Here is a 16,806-nt window from a genome sequence, read left to right as displayed (position 1 = left end):
ATGATTAACAAAGTCCATTGATACTTAAGGCATCAATGGACTTTGTCAATTTATGGCTAATTAGAAATAACCTCCCGCAACCATGTTTTCGAGTAATCCGGTTTGTGCTGGCTCCCAGCCTAAGATTGTACGACTTTGCTCACTTGATGCAGGACAATCTATTCCGGCAAAATATTGAAACCAGCCGAAATGTGCTTCGGCATTCTGAACATCTATGCTTACAGTTGGTAAGTGTAATCCTTGCCCGATAGTGGTGGCAATCTGACGGAAGGGTATACCTTCTTCGGCTACGGCATGGAAAACCTTTTGTGCAGGTTGCTTTTCTACAATCAGCCGGTACAAAACAGCTGCATCAAAACGGTGCACTGCTGGCCAATGGTTATTGCCTTCACCAAGATAAGCAGATTGCCCCTTTTCTTTGGAGGTACCGATAAGTAACGGAATAAAACCGTGATCACCCTGGCCATGAACCGATGGTGGCAGTCTTACGATATAAGTGTTTACACCCTGTTCTGCCATAACTTTAGCCGCTTCTTCTGAAGCTGCCCGTGGTACCTTATCAGAAGGAGGGGGCGTATCGTTTTCTGTCACCGGTCTGCCATAGTTTAGCAAGCCTATTCCGGATGTAACCACCAGTGGGCGATCAGAACTGGCGAGAGCCTCACCCAATGCCAGTATTACCTGCCGGTCATCTTCACAATTGGCTTTATAACGGGTGAAATCATGATTAAAAGCTGTATGAATAACAGCATCGCATTGTGCAGCACATTTTTTTATACTTTCCAGATCATTAATGTTGCCGTGATGCACTTCTGCACCGGCTTTGATCAATGCTTCAGCAGCACTGTCCGAGCGGACCAACCCAAGTACCTGGTGGCCTGCCTGCAAGAGTTCTTTAACAATAGCGGAGCCTACAAACCCTGAAGCTCCTGTAACAAATACCCGCATAAATGAATGATTTAATTGTTGATACAAAATTGGATCAACGCTTTGTCGAAAATGTGGTCATTTGACCATATTTTAGTTACCGGTGTAATTGTGAATGGCGGATGCGGGTAAGGGTTTTCAGGGAAATGCCAAGATAAGCAGCGATCATGTGCAGGGGAAGTCTTGCCAGCAAGTCAGGGTAAGTGCGGACAAAATCTTCATATTTTTCTTCCGGCGATGCGCTGAGGGTGGTAAACAGGCGCTGCCGGCCGGTATAAGTAGTACGGGTGATCAACTGCAGGGAATAGATATTCAGTGCCGGAATATCTGTTAACAAACGATCAAAATCAGCTCTGGTCCATTGCAATACTTCCGTACGCTCTATTGCGGTAATATTAAATTGAGAAGCCGATTGGAGGTGATAACTCTCCGCGTCTAATGTCCAGCTATTGTCGGTAGAGAACTGCAGGATATATTCGCTACCATCTTCTGCTATACCATAAGTACGCAATAACCCTTTCAAAATGAATGTTTTGTGCCGGCATACCTGCCCCTGTTGTAACAGGCTCTCATTGCGTTGAAGAGATCCGGGAATAGCTGTCGATACTATCCTTTCTATTTCTTCATCACTGAGATTGGTATGTGAGTGACAATATATTTCAAATCCGGAAGTCATACGCTAGTAAAATTAATGCTACTATGGCAGATATTCAAATTGATCCGCAAGAACTTGACAGTTTCAGTATTGGGGAATCATACTGTGTCAGCAGGGCCCAACATCCTCCGGTTACTATTTACTGGCGTTAATAATAAGCTTTTTCTCCTTTAATCCAGCCGAAGTAGCAGTTAAGGTGATGTTCCCCGTATTGCTTCCGTCCGACTGGACAATAACCTGGGCAAAGCCATTAAATAACTTTCTTTTCCAGGTGGCGGCGGGGGCCTTAAACTGAATTACGCCGGGGTCCTGGTTAGGGGTATCCCAGGCGTTTTCCTTTTTAATGGGCAGGGCAACAATCACAATGCTGTTTTTGCCCGGATTTAAAAACGCTTTATTAATAGTGAAGACATCCTGATCTTTATGATAATCAACATTAGCAGCTAACAAATGGCCATTGAAATATACCGATTGCTTACGGCCGATACTCTTATAAAAAAACGTAAGCGGGAAACGTATCATATCATCGGTTAGATTAATGCTGCCGCGATAAGCCCAGGCTTTTACGCTGGTATCGCCAATATTTGTAAACGCCTTTTTCCAACCGCTATCGTCAAAGGTTTCGGCCGTTTCGTTTTTGCGGATGGTGTCTGGTATAGGCAACTCTTTCAAGTCCTCAACAGGCATATTTACAATCGTTTCCAGGTATTTATCGGGTTCTAGCGAGGTGGGATTGCCGTTGCCTACTCCAATGATCCTGCCGGGGCCTTCCAGCTTAAAATCCACTTCGTTGCCGGCATCAGGTACGGGCAGTCCCTTTTTATCCAGCAGGCTCACTTTAATTACAGCGATATCCTGTCCATCGGCTTTCAGGGCGTTTTTATGGGCTTCAAGGGCGATGGCTTGCGGGGCATCGGTAGTTTGTACTGCTTCGGTTAATACCTGTTTACCACTAGTGTAGCCAATGGCCTTTAGCGTACCGGGGGTGTAGGGAACGGTCCACTCCAGGTGCCCGTTTTTGGCCATTGTTTTTTTGCCCTGGGTTTTGCCGTTTAAAAATAATTCCACTTCATCACAGTTACTGTAGGCCCATACATTTATAGGTTGGTTCTCTTTGCCTTTCCAGTTCCAGTGAGGCAAAAGGTGCAGCACCGGCTTGCTGCCCCACCAGGCCTGCAGGTACCAGGCATCGTCCTTGGGAAAACCGCACTGATCGAGCATCCCAAAATATGATCCAATAGATGGCCAGGTATAGGGGGTAGGCTCGCCACGGTAATCAAAGCCTGTCCAGATGAACATGCCTGCTAAAAACGGCCGTTTGGCATAATAATTCCAACCCTCTTCAATGCTATAGGCATTGGGCCTGGGCTTGGCATCATAAGCCGATTTATAGTGGAGTGAATCGTTATTAAAATAAACACCGCGGGTAGCAAAAGTAGATCCTTCCTCCGTACCCCAGCCTTTTTGTTCAGGATATTTCTGGTGCTGCGCATCTGGGTTTTCCTGTGCTATGTAGTTAAAGCCTATTAAATCCATCACAGCTGATAAGCCCTTCCCCCAGCCGCCGCTAAAGGCTGCGGTTACTGCCCGGGTGGTATCCAGGCTTTTTACAAAGGCCTGCATGGTTGATGCAATACGTGCGCCCGTCTCTGAGTTTTCAATCCCCCATTCCTCATTCCCAACCGACCAACTGATCACACTTGGGTGGTTGCGGTCGCGGTCAATCATCTTTTTTAAATTGCTCAGGTGGTAATCATCCATACCCATCAGGCGGTTTTCGTCAATAACCAGCATGCCCAAACTATCGCAGGCGTCCAATAATTCGGGTGCGGGCGGGTTGTGTGAGCAGCGATACGCATTGCTGCCCATTTCCTTTAACCGGGCAATCCTGAAATATTGCAATTCGTCGGGCATTGCCGTACCTACACCCGCGTGTTCCTGGTGGTTATTGGTACCTTTTATTTCCAGCCGTTTGCCGTTCAGGTAAAAACCGCTATTGGCATCAAAATGCAATGTTCGGATGCCAAAGCGTGTTACATATTCATCAACAGGCACATTATTTACCAAAATAGTGGTAACTAAACGATGCAGGTAAGGTGTATCAACTGACCATAATTTAGGATGCAATATTTCCAGTTCGCTGTTGTATTCGCCGGTTTTAAAAGGTTGCAGGGCATTACCGTCTGTTTGCTTCTTTGCCAGCAAATGCCCTTGCCGGTCGTAAACTTTTTGTATAATGGCAAAGCTATCTGCCTTAGTATCGTAATTGCTTATATTGGTTTTAACCGTTAACTGCGCCATACCATTGTTAACACTGCTGCTCACAAATGTGCCATTGGAAGCAACATGCAGAGGCGATGTTATATTTAGCCACACATGTCTGTAAATGCCGGCTCCTTCATAAAACCAGCCCTCTTCCATTGTGGCGTCTACCCTTACGGCAATGGTATTATCGCCGCCGTAGTTTAAAAGCTGCGTAATATCATATTCAAAATCGTTGTAGCCACTGAGCTCGGTGCCCAGGTAATGCCCGTTTACCCAAACGGTAGAGTTACGGAAAACACCATCAAAAGCGATGCTGATATGTTGACCGTAATCCTGCTTTGCTATTGTAAATTTTTTGCGATACCAGCCCACACTGCTCTCAGGAAAGTTTCGGCCCAGTGCTTTAAAACCATGGCTAAAACTGGCCTTTTCGCTAAAACCCAGTTCGACCGCCCAGTCGTGCGGCAAATCAAGCTTGCGCCAGGGCCTGTCGTCAAAATCAGCGGCGGCGGCACCATCGCCGTAGCCTGCTTTGGCAAAATAAGAGAAATAGCCAGTGCCGTTGTTAAAATCTTTGGCAGCATCAAACGGATGGCCATAGGCGAACCGCCAGCCGGTATCTATACAAATATGATCTCTTGATTTTTGCGTGCTGCCGGTCGTTTGTGCGACTACAATTAACGGACAAATAAATATCAGCAGCAAAAGGTATAATGTTTTCATATGGAATTTAATAAGTACTAATTTTCGGCTTGGGCCTTATAATATGCGGCTAAAAATAAATGTTAAAAACACAGCTATCTAAAAAAATGTACCCTATGAAATAATTTGAGCACATTTTGCTAAAATAGTATCAATATGTAAAATTGGTGCAAAGCAAAAAGTAAGTATTCATTGAATGATTTTGACTGTGAGGGGTCTTGATAATTCCGCTTCCAGATAGTTCTAACTTCTGGACGATATTAATTCTGTAGGCGTGTAACCAAATTTCTTTTTGAATGCGAAAGAAAAATGAGATAGGTTTTCAAAGCCAACTTCATAGCAAACTTCGATGGGCTTTCTCTTTTTTTCGACGAACTGATAATGCGCCAGATCCAGGCGTTTTTTAGTCAACCATCGTTGCGGCGTAGTAGCAAAAACCTTTTCGAAATCTCTTTTAAACGTAGTGAGACTCCTTCCTGTAAGATAGCCAAACTTCTCCAGAGGCATGTTGAACATAAAATTCTTTTCCATATAGTCTGCCAGATCTATTTTGCCAGGTTCCTCAAAACTGGCGAGGATATTGTCGATTTCAATATCTATTGAACGTAGTATGGTGACAGCTTCGGTAATTTTTAGATTGGCAATGTCTTTAGGTAAATCTCTCATCTCAAAATAGGGGATCAGAGAAGACAGACAACTTTCCAGTAACGGATGATTAGTATAATGTTTTATTGTTTGAGTATTCTCTTTAGTTGGCTTGACATTGAGTTTAGTATAGAAGTTTCGAAGCCATTCGGTAGTCAGATGCATTACCACAGTTTTATGTGGCAGGCCATCCGTAGGGTAATTGATTATAGTGGCCAGCTGATTTCTTGGTATTAAGAAAACATCTCCCTTTTTGAACATATATGTCCCTTCGGCACAAACAATTTTAGTTTCACCGGAAATGAACCAGATAAGCATGTGATGCTCAAACATGATGTCCGATTTAAAGAACTTGTCCTGGTAGCAGGACAGTTTGATATCTTCGGTAATATATTTTGCCTGATATTCCATATTGATATAGTATTAGCCTGGCAGCTATTACAAATTTAAGAGAAACTATTACTATTTGCTGCGGGTTGTTACGGCTTTAATTGATCATGAATTGAAGGCCTGTCATCTTTTCTGTCATTGTCCAGAGGCGCTTTGCACTGTTCTCGTCCAGTGAATATTGTTGTACGCCACTCTGATGTAGTTTAGCGTTGGCAGGCGTGGATAACAATTCGGCGATATCACCATCCTCACAATAGACACCTCCAATGTTGCCGAGCTCCGAACTGGTAGCAGCCCATACAGTGGTAGCGGCGCCCTGTGGTATGGTTTTTAGCGTCGCTAAAATTTCGGGTCGCATATTCCCGGATTCATCCAGGAAACCCATTTTCTGAAACAGTTCAACAGACGCTTCCCGTCCCAATTCTGTACCAGCTATTGACCCTGGATGTACTGAGTAGGCCCTTACGTTATAACCTTTTGCACGATTGTCCAGTTCCATGGCGAAAAGATTGCTGGCAGTTTTGGATTGACCATAGGCTGTCAGTGTATCATATTCGCAATGCTCAAAATTCGGGTCATCAAAGTTGAATGGAGCTATGTGGTGGCCGAGTGAGGAAACGTTGATCACTCTCGCACCATTTGCCTGTTTGAGCGCGGGCCAGAGCTTAGCTACCAGGTGAAATTGTCCGATATAATTTGTGGCCAGTTGAGACTCGAAACCACGTTGGTCCTTACGCAGTGGCACCCACATGATGCCCGCATTGTTGATCAACAGGTGTAAGGGTCTACATGATGAGAGGAATTTTTCTGAAAAAGTATCTATTGAAGCAGGATCCATGATGTCCATTGCTTCGATCTCTACGTTTGCAATACCTTGTAAATTTCTCCTTGCCTTTTCCAGATCTCGCGCCGGAACGATTACGGTGGCGCCAGCAACAGCAAGTGCCTTTGTTGTTTCCAGGCCGATACCAGTGTTACCACCAGTTACAATAGCAATTTTCCCTGTGAGATCAATACCTTTTATAACATCTGTAGTTGTTGATTGGGCGTTAAAGCCCGTGCCAATTGGATACTGAAATGCTCCCTGATAGTTGTTCTGTATCATTTAATTTCGTTTTGTTGATACAAAAGTATGGCACCGCTTTTTAGGTGACTTTGTTTAAAAGGCCTAATATGCTTTGTTTAAAAGGCCGTGTTGCATGTAGTCGTATTCACCTGAAAATGCCAGAATTAAGGGCTTCGAGACTGGCAAGGTTTGTTACTACAAACCCTGAAATACTCCTGTTCAATATAAAGCTAATTGAGGTCATAATTTCAGATCCGCTCTTGCTCTTTGCAAAAGAAATGGGGGTAAAAAAAAGGGTCAGGAGAAATAATATAGATTTCTTTTTCATTCACAAAGAGGTTTAATAAAGGATAGCAGGTATATATACGTATTGTATATTTTATTACTTTAGGATTATGAATGTCTCTTTTACTGATATGATTGCTCCAATGAAGACACCAGATCTGATTCGTTGGTTTGAAAAAGAAATGAAATGTACCTATCCTCCGGATGCGTTTACATTACTAACTACCTTGACTAAACTTGATCAAGCGTTAATGATAAGATTCGATATTTCTGAGTGGAGATTTTAAATAATGGATTTTAATAAACTAGCATTACAAAATGAGAAGGATGTATAAATGAAATTTATTGTATGGGGTCGAAATAAGTCGGTTTTCTGTCATAGATTACATCCGGAATTCGAGGCTTCACGGACATGGTAAGCTTCTGCACAATTGAGTGCATTGATAACTTTGTTTACCACTTTTACAGTATGGGCCCGCTGGGATAAGTTCTTCAAAGGTTTATTTAGGAGTTAATATAATAACACAACTATGGAAAATTTCAATTGGAAATCATTTACAAAAAAAATAGCTGTTAAAGCAAGTTTAGGGGAAGTTTATGATGCGTGGACAAAACCACAAGAGCTTGAATCCTGGTTTCTAGAAAAGGTTATATTCTATGATGCTGACAAAGCGATATTTAACCGTGGTAACAATATTGAGCAGGGACTTAGCTATGAATGGTACTGGTACTTATATGAAGAACCAATGCTTGGTAAAATCACTAGTGTAAATGGTAAAGATTTCCTTCAGTTTACTTTTGAAGGCGAATGTTTAGTTGATGTTAAACTTGAAGAAAATGGAGAATTCACTATTATAACTCTGATACATCATAATATTCCGGAAGATAATAACTCTAAACAATTTGTACGATTGGGTTGCTCAAATGGTTGGACATTTTATTTAACCAATTTTAAATCTGTTATTGAAGGTGGGCTTGATTTAAGAAATAAAGATGATAAGCTTGGTATTATGATTAATAATTGAGAATAATCTAAGACATAAAATTGCATCTTCTTTAAGAAGGCAATGCAATTTAACGCTGGAGTTTCCTCAGGAATATCTATAAAACATCCGCTACTTATTTATTATTGAGTTGTTCTGCCAGCCCGATGAGAAGCCCTTCGGGGCCGCGGATGTAGCAGAGCCGATAAACGTCTTGGTATTGAACTACTTCCCCGACGAGCTGCGCACCGCGCTTACTGAGCCTGGTGAGCGTATCGTCGATGTCCTCAACGGTAAACATGACGCGCAGGTAGCCGAGAGCATTTACCGGCGCGTTTCGGTGATCGGAGACTACCGCCGGGGTAAGAAATCTCGAAATTTCGAGACGGCTGTGACCATCGGGGGTAACCATCATCGCGATCTCGACGCGCTGGGAACCTAGACCAGTGACACGTCCAGCCCATTCTCCTTCGACTGTGGCTCGTCCTTCGAGTTTCAGGCCAAGTTCGGTGAAAAAAGAGATGGCCTCATCGAGGGATTCTACCACGATGCCGACATTATCCATTCGTCGTAAATTATTTTTTGTCATAGTTTCATTTCCTTATAAGAAAAGTCATAATCACTACATCAGCTTCCTTCGATTAAGTTCAAGTGTCTACTTTGCGGATACGCCAAACTTGTATGTTATCCACTTTTTTTGTTTTCAGATACGAAAATAGTAAATAGATGCCTTACTAAAGTAGGTTAATGGCAATATAGTTGGAAGTTTGAAAGTTGTCCAGTCCACTTCCGATCAATGATTTACAGGTAAAGTATGCGTCTCTGCCCCCACTTGAGATAAAACCTATATTGGGGGCTTGGTTCTAACCTTTTCTGTTTTTTTGACGTTTAAAAAACTCAATTCGTTTCTATACTCCGTTTCACTTTGTTGCTTTGTCCTAGAGTCCCAATCTTCTCCTGGTACCAAGCAATGATATAATATCTATCTTTGTAAAGGCTATTTTACAATTGAAAAGAGACGTATGAAGAAAATAGGATTTTTATCATTCGGACATTGGTCTAATCATCCAGGCTATCAAACCCGCACCGCAAGTGACACACTGCTTCAATCCATTGACCTGGCTGTCGCTGCTGAAGAAATCGGTTTAGACGGTGCATATTTCCGGGTACATCATTTTGCAGCTCAGTTAGCATCCCCATTCCCTTTGCTTTCCGCCATCGGTGCCAAAACAAGCAACATAGAGATAGGAACGGGTGTTATTGACATGCGCTATGAAAATCCCCTCTATATGGTGGAAGACGCAGGTGCCACCGATTTGATTTCAGGCGGGCGATTACAACTCGGAATCAGTAGAGGTTCGCCTGAACAGGTAATCGATGGTTGGCGTTATTTTGAGCATGAACCAGCTGAAGGAGAAACAGATGCAGACATGGGACGCAGGAAAGCGTTGCAATTTTTGGATAAACTCAAAGGTGTTGGATTTGCACAGCCAAACCCTTACCCAATGTTTCCTAATCCACCGGGCTTGTTACGATTGGAACCTCATTCCGAGGGATTGCGGGAACGTATTTGGTGGGGAGCAGCTTCTAATGCTACAGCTATTTGGGCAGCCGAAAACGGAATGCACCTGCAAAGTTCGACCTTGAAGTTCGACGAAAGCGGCAAGCCATTCCATGTACAACAAGCAGAACAGATCCGGTTGTACAAAGAAGCATGGAAAAAAGCAGGGCATCAGCGCGAGCCAAGGGTTTCAGTGAGCCGGTCCATCTTTGCACTGATAACTGATCAGGACAGACATTTCTTTGGGCAGGAAACCAATAGAGTCGACAAAATTGGTTTTATTGAAAGTGACAAACGCGCCATTTTCGGAAGAAGTTATGCTGGAGAACCTGATCAGCTCATTAAAGAGTTAGCTCAGGACGAAGCCATTCAGGAAGCTGATACCCTTCTTTTGACTATACCTAATACGTTAGGAGTTGACTACAATATACACATCCTGTCGTCTATTCTGAAGCATGTTGCTCCCGGGTTAGGTTGGCGTTAATTTTTTGTACAGATAGTTTTACAAACTTCTTTAATGGTAAGCCTTGATGCAAATTGAGAAAGTTTGAAATCAGTAACCGATTTATAACTTGAGCTGCTCGGCTAATCCGACGATGATGCCCTCGGGACCACGGAGGTATGCGAGTCGATACGTGTCCCCGTATTGCACCACTTCGCCGACCAGTTCAGCGCCGTGAGCAAGCAGGCGTGCAACCATTTCATCGATATAATCGACGGTGAGCATGATGCGCCTGATCCCGGGTTCATTCACCGGAACCTTCTCGGGTCCGGTTCTGATCGCTTCCGGTGTGTGGAATTTGTCCAGCTCAATCCGTCCGTGGCCGTCCGGAGTGCGCATCAGCACGAGGGTGGCATGGACGTTCTGAAGGCCAATAAGACGATCTACCGGGGAGCCCCCAACGGTCGTTTCACCCTCCAGCTCGAATCCGAGTTCGAGAAAGACGGTTTGAAGGCTTTTTAGTACCTCTAATTCTTCAAATTGAGTTCCGATTCATAAAGGTAGATAAGAGATCATCCATACCATGAAGTAGCAATTTTTCAAAAGTACTTGCTTTGGAATTAGTGACCAGCTTGTGCTATAAATGCCTGGACTTCCTATAAAGAGGATATTCGTTTCCCATCCCTCTACCTCCTCCTTTCTCCAAAATGGATAGTGCAATTTAGTATTTGAGTCAAAATACTACTACAGGTTGTTAATAACAACGGTAAGTAGTGTAATCACAACTAAAAGGTTCTGCATTTTTATTGATTTTGGAACAAGCCAGAATAACTTTGTAGTGTCGTAAAAATGAAACAAAAAGACAATAGATATGGATACTAAAATGATTGGCAGCAAAATTGCCAAAGCTCGAAAAGAGAAAAACATGTCTCAGGCGGAACTTGCCCGACTTCTATTTATTAGCCCGCAGGCAGTTGGAAAATGGGAACGCGGAGAATCAGTTCCGGACATCGTTACTATTAACAGGCTGGCGGAAATTTTAGGTGTTGACCTTAACTATTTCTCGGAAAACTTCCAATCCACAGACGGTGAAACGGCTGTTAAGATGACTATTGACAGTAATAGCGACATTGAACATACGGAACCGGAGGTGGAAAACCTTTCCCGCTCGCCAGAGCGGCAGATGCATACGAACTTCAGTGGGAGTAACCTTTCAAAGAGTGACTTCGCGGGTGTTACCGCGCATAAAAGGAAATTTAATGGGAGTGCATTACGCGGTTCCGACTTTGCGGGTGCGGACCTGACTGGCAGCTCGTTTACGGGTAGCGATGTACGTGAAGCCAATTTCGACGGTGCCAATCTTACGGACTGCACCCTGTCTGCCAATTCTCTTACGGACGCAAGCTTCAACAAGACCATTCTTGTACGCACCGAATTCAGCGCGTCGGAGTTGACCGGGGCAAAATTTACCAGTACAGAACTTATCGACGTAAAGCTGACCAAGACCGACCTTAGAAAAACGATCTTTAAAAACTGCATCTTTAATGGTGTGGACTTTAAGTATTCCGATTTACGGGGGCTATGCCTTGACGGGCAAACCTTTATTGGCGTCAAGTTTGACAAAGCAGCGCTGAACGAAGCTACGTTTAATGGCGCAACACTTAAAAATGTATCATTCCGTCCGACGTTTGCCCTGACCAATAAATATTACCGTGCTCTCAAAACCATCTGCTTTGACGGAGCGATGATGGATAAGCTGACTTATGCCGTACTCAAAGGCATGGGGGCTGATTTATCAAAAGTTACAACTATATAAAGAGGAAATCATGCAAAACAATTCAATTAAAGTGAATGGACTGCAAAAGTCCTATAGGCAGCTTCATGTCCTGAGGGACGTAAATTTCGAGGTGGAACAAGGTAGTATTTTCGCCCTGCTCGGCTCCAACGGGTCAGGTAAGACAACAATTGTTAAAATCCTTACCACGTTACTGAAACAAGACAGTGGGAACGTTACCGTAAACGGATTCGATGTGTTGTCGAAACCCGACAGCGTGCGACAGTCGATCAGTCTTACCGGGCAGTTTGTAGCTGTAGACGAGATTCTGACCGGGCGTGAAAATCTTATTATGATCGCCAGGTTGCGGCACCTTAGCAATCCACATCAGGTTACGGACGATTTGCTTAAACGCTTCGGTTTGACCGACGCTGCCGACCGCAAGGCTTCTGCTTATTCCGGTGGCATGCGCCGCAGACTTGATATTGCCATGAGCCTTGTTGGAAAATCGCCGCTTATTTTCCTTGATGAGCCAACCACCGGTCTTGACCCAGAGGCTCGTATTGAGGTTTGGAAGATTGTCAGAGAGCTTGCTGATAACGGCACGACTGTATTCCTGACCACCCAGTATCTGGAAGAAGCTGAACAGCTAGCCGATAGGATTGCCATTCTGCACGAGGGCAGGATTATTGTAAGCGGCACGCTCGAGGAGCTGAAAAAGCTGTTCCCGCCCGCAAAAGTTGAATACATTGAAAAACAGCCAACACTGGAGGAGATATTTCTTGCGATTGTTGGCAAAAAAAAGGAGGATAAGTAAATGGAAACGATAAAGAACTATTTTTTTATGGATATGGGCGTGATGCTTGGACGTTCCATGCGCCATATTTTTCGCAGCATGGATACCATCATTACGGTAACCATCATGCCTATTGCGATGATGCTGTTATTCGTCTATGTGTTAGGTGGTGCAATTCAAACCGGCACGGATAATTATGTGAATTACCTATTGCCTGGTATACTGCTAATTGCCATTGCCAATAGCGTGGGTTATACATCTTACCGCCTGTTTAACGATGTACAACGGGGAATATTCGAGCGCTTCCATTCGATGCCGATTGCGCGCTCGGCCGCGATATGGGGACACGCGCTGACCTCGTTGGTATCCAATGCGATTTCGCTTGTCGTAATTATTCTCGTAGCGCTCATCATGGGCTTCCGTTCACCGGCAGGAGTCTTGTCATGGTTTGCCGTGGCCGGTATACTTGCACTGTTCACACTGGCCTTGACATGGATTGCCGCGATTGCCGGATTGTCCGCAAAATCGGTGGATGGAGCAGGTGTAATTGCCTATCCAATTCACTTCCTGCCGTTAATAAGCTCGGCGTTTGTGCCAACGAAGTCCATGCCGGGGCCTGTTCGCGCTTTTGCCGAAAATCAACCGGTAACTTCGATTGTGGAAGCCGTACGCGCGTTACTGTCAAATCAGCCGGTAGGCAATGAAATATGGATTGCGCTTGCATGGTGCGCAGGGATTATGCTCATAGCTTATACCTTTGCGATGAGGGTGTATAAAAAACGGGGGTAAGAGATTGTTTTTATTGAGGTGGTACAAAATGACAAAATTCCAAAGCTTTTGCCCGTCAGATAAAATGGGAATAATTAAGCAGGATTATGCTTAATTATTCCCATTTTCAATTTATATAAATTGAGATTATTGCTTGATAAATTTTAACACCTGATGTATTCCCTTTGATTTCAGTTTTACGAAATACATACCGGTCTTCAGCTGGTCAACCGCGATAGATGTTCCAAAGGATGATATCTGCAATTGACCTGAACTATTATATACTTCAATATTTACAAAGTTCTTAACTCCACCTACGTAAAGTGTGGTCATGGCCGGGTTAGGATATACTGAAATACCGGCTATATCATCTCTTTTCGTGATGCTACCAATTGTGGCCGGCATCGCTGCACTCAGTCGAACTAATTTCCACTGACCGCTGATTTGATTAACATCCGTCCATTGCTGAACATTCCCTCCATTAACAGTACTGTAGTCGGAAACCTCAACAAGTTTACCACTGTGTTTTGCTACTATTTTATAATAATCGTTATCAACAGGCACCATTGAAAATTGTTGATTTGCTCCACTGCCATAACCCCATTGTTGTACATTGGCACCATCTGCAGTACTGACTTCGGATACATCAATCGATTTTCCGGATTTGACGCAGATAATTTTATAGACATCATTACCTAAATGAGTAAACGTAAATTGCTGATTGGTTGTACCCATAAAGCCCCATTGCTGGATATTGGCACCATCCTGCGTAATCAGATTATCATCAACATCCATGTACAAATTGCTGAAACGGTTTTGGAGGTAATATGTACCTGAAATAAGATTCACTTTCCTTACCTTATTTGTACTCTGTGCCAGGTTTACGATGGGATCTGCACTAAATACATTAGCACCATCAAGCGGTGAATAAATTTCGAGACTTGATTTCAGTAGATTAGCATCAACCATTGCGTTTATTTCTTCGGCAGCCATAGCAGAACGATAGAAGAGTAAGGTTCTGTAATTTGCCGCCGGGGCATTTGATCCATTTAAGTCGAAGGTGGTGGTAACAATTTTTTCAGCTATGGAGCCTTGTAGTACCTTATCGATATACAATAATGTTTTACCCATAGCATAATAATGCGTTAGCGTTACTTTATGCCATTGATTGTCGTTAAGAACAGTAAGTCCTGGAATGCCGGTTGAAGAGGCCGACGAATAATCCATTTTACCTGAAGCATTGATAACTAATTTATTCAGCCCTGCAGCCGTACTTATCTCTGCCACCTGCCCTGTAGATGAAGTTTGTATATCATAAGAAAGGGTAAAGGAATGAAGGATTTCTTCCGGCTTAATCTGAAGCTTATAACCGCTGGCCGGGCTTAAGCTTAACGATGTACCGTCCACCTTGTAGGGCTGGGATTTTCCTGCTTTTAAGGCATCGAACAACGAAGGGACAATTGCATACTCAAACTCAAGATGCCCGGCATCGTTGGGATGCAGATCGTCACTTTTGTAGCCCGTAGCCCATTTGCCCGCTCCATTGTCCAGCGCTCCTAACAAATTTACACTAGCCACATTCCAGGAATGAATCAGTAAATTCATCTGCTTAATATAATTGTATTCCGTAGGTCCGTAGTCTTCACGGCTGTAACAATTGGTTATAATGGGTTCAATACCCTGTTGTCTTGCTTTATTTATAAGCAATTGCAAGTTATCTCTGAACTGGTTGAATGTTGCCTGTCCGCCTGAAGTAATACCTTCATTTCCTAATGAAAGTGCATAAATTACATATTTGCTGCAGAGTGGTAATAAGTCTTTATCCCACCGGTTTATAACACTAATGGTGTTGTTACCACCGATTGAAATATTCGACACATTCCATGGTTGACCCACACCGCTGTTTGCCCGGGTAGTAAGCAGTTGGGCATATAATTGCGCATATCCCTGATTGTTAGTGGCACCTGTTCCTGACGGAACAGAAGATCCCATAATGGCTATGCGACTAATATCCTTTGTAGTACAATAAGGCTCAAAAGCAACAGGATCAACCTGATTCATTTTCATCACTCCCAGATAGCCGAACGATCCTTCAGTTTTGGTGACTGTAAGATTTATCTGACCATTATCATCAGGTATGATGATATCTGAAGTCAGAATGGTTTTCGTATTGCCATGATAACCTGTTCCTCCCAAATCGGTTCCGGAGGTTTGCAAAGTTCCGTTGTAGAATGTAGTGCCCGTCAGTGAATACGTGGTGATTCGTTTCTCGGGGTCATTTCGACTTCCAAACAAATTAAAAACGTAGCCTTTTGTTTTATCTAAACCTCTTATAGAAAGAGTGGAAGATGCGGTTGTGTGAAAATAATCCTGTGTAGCTGTAGGAATAGCAAAATCACCTAATAAACCAGCATCTGGTGATAATAAACCTCCGTTTTGAATACCATTGGAAAGAAACCCTGAAGTGATTTTAATATACGCCCCGGTAAGTGCATTCGCTTTATCTACCAGATTTACCTGAGGGGCTGAGGTATTGATATTGGTTACATTGTTCCAGTAATTGCCATTCTTATCGGGACTGGTGGTAGTATTTCCATTGACTACATCATTCGGTCCAAAATCAATATACACTGTTTTTAAAGCAGTAACAGGCAGCCTGACTTCCTCAATTTTCAGCGCACCAATATAGGCGAAACTACCAAGTTCCCTTTTTACAGTAATGGCTATCTGGCCCTTTGCATCGGGGGCAATAGTACCCGTAATTAAAATAGTACTGTTATTACCATTGTACCCTGTTCCTCCTAAATTCGTTCCGGAGGTTTGAAGTGTGGCGCTATAGGTGGTTTTACCAGCAAGTGTATAATTTGACTTGCGTACCTCAGGATCATTCCGGGTAGCAAAAAAATTAAAAACATACCCCTTGCTAACATCCAAACCCTTTATTATAAAAGCCGCGGTATTTTCAGTATGAAAATAATCCTGCGTAGCTGTATTAATCGCAAAATCCTTTAAGAGTGCCGCATTAGGTGCTAATAAACCGCCATTATTAATACCGTTTGAGCTAAACCCGGAAGTAATGTTTATTAATGCACCGGACGATGCGTTCCTGCTTGTTAACAGATATACCGAAGGGGCCGTTGTGCTGGTATTCGTAACATTGTTCCAGTAATTGCCATTTATGTCGGGACTGATGGTGATGTTACCATTGGTAACATCATTGGGTCCGAAATCAACATAAAAAGTTCTAAGGGTTTGAGCATAGGTATCAAACGTGCTAAGACAGAGAATCAATAAATAAAAAAATAGTTTTTTCATAGGTTTTATTTTGAGAGAATTGACAAATCGGATTTATAGTCTTACAATCAGTAATCATTGTTTGGGTTTTGACTCTGGAGATTTTTTCATAAACTTTTAGGCTTGGGTTAATTGTTTAGTAATAGGGTATTAATCATAGAATTTTTTTGGGCTTAACAATCTGGTTAATGAACATAAAAACGGAAATTTCATTATAGGCCAACTCGGGTTATGATGTTTTAAGCGATAGATC

The 16,806-nt window shown here is 43.1% G+C and carries 14 protein-coding genes; 6 read left to right on the top strand and 8 right to left on the bottom strand.

Annotated elements, in window-relative coordinates; translation table 11 throughout:
* Positions 1 to 60: 60 nt before the first annotated feature.
* The 5 genes from BM176_RS11190 to BM176_RS11170 all read right to left on the bottom strand — a co-directional run bounded on the left by BM176_RS11190 (position 61) and on the right by BM176_RS11170 (position 6,689).
* The gene (locus BM176_RS11190; RefSeq protein ID WP_090102857.1) at positions 61 to 948 is read right to left on the bottom strand and encodes an SDR family oxidoreductase; all 888 of its coding nucleotides are present in this window, start codon (positions 946 to 948) and stop codon (positions 61 to 63) included.
* A gap of 76 nt (positions 949 to 1,024) precedes the next feature.
* Positions 1,025 to 1,603 carry a Crp/Fnr family transcriptional regulator gene (locus BM176_RS11185; RefSeq protein ID WP_090102856.1) on the bottom strand — a complete coding sequence of 193 codons (579 nt, stop codon included), beginning with the start codon at positions 1,601 to 1,603 and terminating at the stop codon, positions 1,025 to 1,027.
* A 114-nt stretch (positions 1,604 to 1,717) separates the two neighbouring features.
* Complete coding sequence (galA, locus tag BM176_RS11180) at positions 1,718 to 4,570, bottom strand: beta-galactosidase GalA (RefSeq protein WP_090102855.1); 2,853 nt, start codon at positions 4,568 to 4,570, stop codon at positions 1,718 to 1,720.
* Positions 4,571 to 4,792: 222 nt separating this feature from the next.
* Positions 4,793 to 5,605 (bottom strand): helix-turn-helix domain-containing protein, encoded by an 813-nt coding sequence (locus BM176_RS11175; RefSeq protein WP_090102853.1) that lies wholly within the window; start codon positions 5,603 to 5,605, stop codon positions 4,793 to 4,795.
* A gap of 76 nt (positions 5,606 to 5,681) precedes the next feature.
* A complete protein-coding gene (locus tag BM176_RS11170) occupies positions 5,682 to 6,689 on the bottom strand; it encodes an SDR family NAD(P)-dependent oxidoreductase (RefSeq protein ID WP_090102851.1) in 1,008 nt (335 codons plus the stop codon).
* A gap of 116 nt (positions 6,690 to 6,805) precedes the next feature.
* Here BM176_RS11170 and BM176_RS11165 point away from each other — a divergent pair, with 116 nt between their 5' ends.
* Positions 6,806 to 6,994, top strand: a complete 189-nt coding sequence (locus BM176_RS11165; protein ID WP_143097783.1) for a hypothetical protein — start codon at positions 6,806 to 6,808, stop codon at positions 6,992 to 6,994.
* A gap of 471 nt (positions 6,995 to 7,465) precedes the next feature.
* Positions 7,466 to 7,960 (top strand): SRPBCC family protein, encoded by a 495-nt coding sequence (locus BM176_RS11160; RefSeq protein ID WP_090102847.1) that lies wholly within the window; start codon positions 7,466 to 7,468, stop codon positions 7,958 to 7,960.
* Positions 7,961 to 8,054: 94 nt separating this feature from the next.
* On the opposite strand, the gene BM176_RS11155 is transcribed toward BM176_RS11160, so the two are convergent.
* A complete protein-coding gene (locus BM176_RS11155; RefSeq protein ID WP_090102846.1) occupies positions 8,055 to 8,507 on the bottom strand; it encodes a VOC family protein in 453 nt (150 codons plus the stop codon).
* 433 nt (positions 8,508 to 8,940) lie between these two features.
* On the opposite strand from BM176_RS11155, the gene BM176_RS11150 reads away from it, so the two are divergent.
* On the top strand, positions 8,941 to 9,963 hold the full coding sequence (locus tag BM176_RS11150) for an LLM class flavin-dependent oxidoreductase (RefSeq protein WP_090102844.1): 1,023 nt from the start codon (positions 8,941 to 8,943) through the stop codon (positions 9,961 to 9,963).
* An 81-nt stretch (positions 9,964 to 10,044) separates the two neighbouring features.
* Here the strand turns inward: BM176_RS11150 and BM176_RS11145 are convergent, their stop codons facing one another.
* Positions 10,045 to 10,401, bottom strand: a complete 357-nt coding sequence (locus tag BM176_RS11145) for a VOC family protein (protein ID WP_255373499.1) — start codon at positions 10,399 to 10,401, stop codon at positions 10,045 to 10,047.
* Positions 10,402 to 10,792: 391 nt separating this feature from the next.
* On the opposite strand from BM176_RS11145, the gene BM176_RS11140 reads away from it, so the two are divergent.
* The 3 genes from BM176_RS11140 to BM176_RS11130 are packed head-to-tail and all read left to right on the top strand — an operon-like array spanning position 10,793 to position 13,280.
* Complete coding sequence (locus tag BM176_RS11140; protein ID WP_090102839.1) at positions 10,793 to 11,737, top strand: pentapeptide repeat-containing protein; 945 nt, start codon at positions 10,793 to 10,795, stop codon at positions 11,735 to 11,737.
* A 10-nt stretch (positions 11,738 to 11,747) separates the two neighbouring features.
* Positions 11,748 to 12,512 carry an ABC transporter ATP-binding protein gene (locus BM176_RS11135; protein WP_090103377.1) on the top strand — a complete coding sequence of 255 codons (765 nt, stop codon included), beginning with the start codon at positions 11,748 to 11,750 and terminating at the stop codon, positions 12,510 to 12,512.
* Positions 12,513 to 13,280: an ABC transporter permease gene (locus BM176_RS11130; RefSeq protein ID WP_090102837.1), complete on the top strand. Its 768-nt coding sequence runs from the start codon at positions 12,513 to 12,515 to the stop codon at positions 13,278 to 13,280.
* A 126-nt stretch (positions 13,281 to 13,406) separates the two neighbouring features.
* Here BM176_RS11130 and BM176_RS11125 read toward each other — a convergent pair whose 3' ends face one another.
* Positions 13,407 to 16,574 carry an RICIN domain-containing protein gene (locus BM176_RS11125; protein WP_090102835.1) on the bottom strand — a complete coding sequence of 1,056 codons (3,168 nt, stop codon included), beginning with the start codon at positions 16,572 to 16,574 and terminating at the stop codon, positions 13,407 to 13,409.
* Positions 16,575 to 16,806 lie beyond the last annotated feature (232 nt).

The sequence above is a fragment of the Chitinophaga sp. CF118 genome (genome assembly GCF_900112615.1).
Classification (GTDB): Bacteria; Bacteroidota; Bacteroidia; order Chitinophagales; family Chitinophagaceae; genus Chitinophaga.
This window is presented reverse-complemented; position numbering and strand designations above follow the sequence as displayed.